Source organism: Nostoc sp. NMS4, from assembly GCF_017115095.1.
Taxonomy (GTDB): domain Bacteria; phylum Cyanobacteriota; class Cyanobacteriia; order Cyanobacteriales; family Nostocaceae; genus Nostoc.
In genome coordinates this window covers 3,570-6,434 of sequence record NZ_JABXKI010000002.1, presented here as the reverse complement: position 1 = coordinate 6,434, position 2,865 = coordinate 3,570, and the positions used below count along the sequence as shown (strand labels likewise).

Here is a 2,865-nt window from a genome sequence, read left to right as displayed (position 1 = left end):
CTCGCTGCGCTCGAACGGCAGACTGGTTCAAGTGGGGAAACCCCCCTTGAAAAATCCCCCTCGCAATGTCCCTCGATATCCCGACTTATGGCGAACCGCAAGCAGTCAAAAGCTCTAGTCCGAAAGCATATTTTTCCAGTGAGATTAAGTGACATCGAACTGGATATGATTCGTATTAAATCACAAGATGCGGGGATGTCAGCGAGTGAACTGATGAGACGTAATGCGTTGATGCGTCCATTACCAAAACGACTAAGTAAAATTAGCTTACAAACATATTGGGAATTAGGACAAATCGGGAACAACCTAAACCAGCTTGTTAAGGCAACTAACACAGCCCTAAAAGTTGGGCGAACTTTACCTGTTGATCCAGAACTGCTAAGAGAACTTTTAGAACTGCTGCATCAGTGTAGACGAGATATTGCCTCGGATGATGTTGGTGATGACGACTCGGAAGAAGAGGAAGAGGATGATTGGGAAGCAGACTAAAGGCAGAGGTTTTCGCAAGCTGTTGGATTATTTAGAATCCCGTGAAAATGCCCAACTCATCGGCGGCAACATGAGCGGGAGAAATGCCCGTGAATTGGCGCGGGAATTTAAGCTGTCGAGACAACTAAATTCTGATGCAGACCGAGTTGTTTATCATGTCTCATTGTCAGCAGCTAAGGGTGATAAATTAGATGATGAAAAGTGGAGCGAAATCGGCGATCGCTACATGAAGGAGATGGGTTTTGATGCCAATCAGTTTGTCATCTTTCGCCACCATAACACCGACGACGACCACATCCACATTGCAGCCAGCAGAATCAGGATGGACACGGGGCTAGTAGTCCATGATTCCTGGGATTATGTGCGCTCTGAAAAAGTTCTGCGACAAATTGAACAGGATTATGACTTAGTGCAAGTGCAGGGCAGTAGAGAGAAACTGAATCGCACACCCAGCACCGGACAAATTAGACGCATAAGGCGAGAGCAAGAAGAATTTTCACAGGGACAACGTGACTCTCCTCCACAACGCATCATCAAAGAGGAACTTCAGCAGACAATTGACAGAGCCGGAGTTGATAATCCCCAAATGCCAATGCTGATCATGCGGTTGCAGCAAGCTGGCATTAGCGTAAGAACAGGATTCACTAGGAACGGTAAGTCTAAAGGCATTTCTTATGAGAAAGATGGGCAAGCTTTCAGTGGTACACAGTTAGGTGCAGCTTACACTTTCCCCGGTTTGCAAAAACATCTTGCTGTTGACTACCAACCAGAACGTGATGATGAACCTATTCATGAATTGCTGCTCAAACCTGTTAAACCACTCCCAGTTGAGCAGTTAGAAAAACTCTTTCAAGAAATTGAATGCAAACAACAGCAGCCCCAGTTCACTCCACCACCAGAGGATACAGTTGTTTGGCAAGTATTACATAAGTACTTAAGCGAGAAACGCTACATACCAGATTATATTTCGCAAGGATTACATAATAATCAGTTGCTTTACATGGATGAGCAACGAAATATTTTGTTTATCAAGCGTGATTTAGATGGTGAAAAAACTGGCGCATTAATTTGGTCAAAGCCTAGAGAAAATCATCGGACTGTGGAGTACGACCAAAACACCTCTACACAAAAAGGTTGGTTTTATCTGAGATTGGGAGGGCAACCAACGGACAAGGTAGAAAACGTCTTTCTGTGTTCTACACCAATTGATGCGATGTCAGCAGCCACCTACCTGATCTCAAGTTGCAAAGGGCTACCACCAACTAGAACCATGTTGATAGTAGCTGATGACCCGAATAACCTACCTATGGAATTTCTCAAGAGTTTCAATAGGGTTGTCGTAGCATTCAATAATGATCAACAAGGGAATAAAGCCGCTAGTGCAGTATTAGAATTGTTGCCACAGGGTAAAAGGCTCAAAACCCATAATCCTGATTGGAGTCAGGAATTAGAAGCTCATCTCAGGGAGGAGCAACAAAAGCTCTTACAGCAGGATCGTGGTTTTAGCTTGTGAGCCACGCTGTGCAGACCGAACTCGTTGCTGCCGAGGCGAGGCTTTAGTTTTTACTAGCTGGGCAGTTAAGAGAGCAGTTTTTTGAAGCACAATTGCAACATAAGTGTATTATGAATTCTCAATAATTTTGAAGTTATTGAGAATGAAATAGGCGATTAAAATTTGCTGTAAGTCATAGTCAGTGAGCATTATGCAAGAATTTTTCAAGAAATGTCTTATGCTCAACTGGTAGTAGTAGGGCTACTGTATAGCTACCAGTTGGGGAATCATCAAATTTTCAAAAACTCGCTTTTTTACTACTCAACTGGTAGCTGTGTGTCACCAGTTGAGCTACCCAACAGCTACCACTTGGGCAAGGTATTTAGAACTACTATTTCAATACTTATAATCTACATAAAGCCTATGTAATAAGTTGTGTTTACAGTGCAGCTAAGGTGTAACTAAAAAGTGAAGTCCAGCTTTTTGGTTACAAATGTAGTATAAGATAATATGAAAAAGATATAGTATTCCTCAAAATGTGTAGGGAATCTTGCGGCCCAAGTTGTTCAGGAAATGCTACCCCAGGCTAAAAGAATTGCACCTAGTGGGCGAACTTGGAATGAGATTCTTATTGAACAGCAACAGCAGCAGCAAGAGATACTGAAGCAAAAGCAACGGGGGCGTGGTTTTAGTCGGTAGTCTAGTAATCCCTCGATGCGATTAAGTGGGCGCGAGGGAGGGGCTTCGCCCCGTCCCTCTGGACTCCCTCCCCAATGCCAGTTGTTGACCGAGCGCTGTACAAATCCTTGGTGCGGTCAACTAGATTTTTCGCAGCGCTCAGTCACCGCTTTGCTACAACTGGCTTGCATAAGAAAACGGATAAG

The 2,865-nt window shown here is 43.8% G+C and carries 3 protein-coding genes; all 3 read left to right on the top strand.

Going from position 1 to position 2,865, the window contains the following annotated elements; genetic code table 11:
• On the top strand, positions 1-489 hold a 489-nt coding region (locus tag HWQ37_RS00040; RefSeq protein ID WP_292742504.1), incomplete at its 5' end, for a plasmid mobilization protein.
• Positions 470-2,002 carry a relaxase/mobilization nuclease domain-containing protein gene (locus HWQ37_RS00035; protein ID WP_292742503.1) on the top strand — a complete coding sequence of 511 codons (1,533 nt, stop codon included), beginning with the start codon at positions 470-472 and terminating at the stop codon, positions 2,000-2,002. The genes HWQ37_RS00040 and HWQ37_RS00035, both read left to right, overlap by 20 nt.
• 552 nt (positions 2,003-2,554) lie before the next feature.
• The gene (locus tag HWQ37_RS00030; protein WP_292742502.1) at positions 2,555-2,680 is read left to right on the top strand and encodes a hypothetical protein; all 126 of its coding nucleotides are present in this window, start codon (positions 2,555-2,557) and stop codon (positions 2,678-2,680) included.
• Positions 2,681-2,865 lie beyond the last annotated feature (185 nt).

Bases quoted from the DNA above. Each gene is read 5' to 3' on its own strand.
- HWQ37_RS00035 (WP_292742503.1), top strand. From the start codon at position 470: ATGATTGGGAAGCAGACTAAAGGCAGAGGTTTTCGCAAGCTGTTGGAT.
- HWQ37_RS00030 (WP_292742502.1), top strand. From the start codon at position 2,555: ATGCTACCCCAGGCTAAAAGAATTGCACCTAGTGGGCGAACTTGGAAT.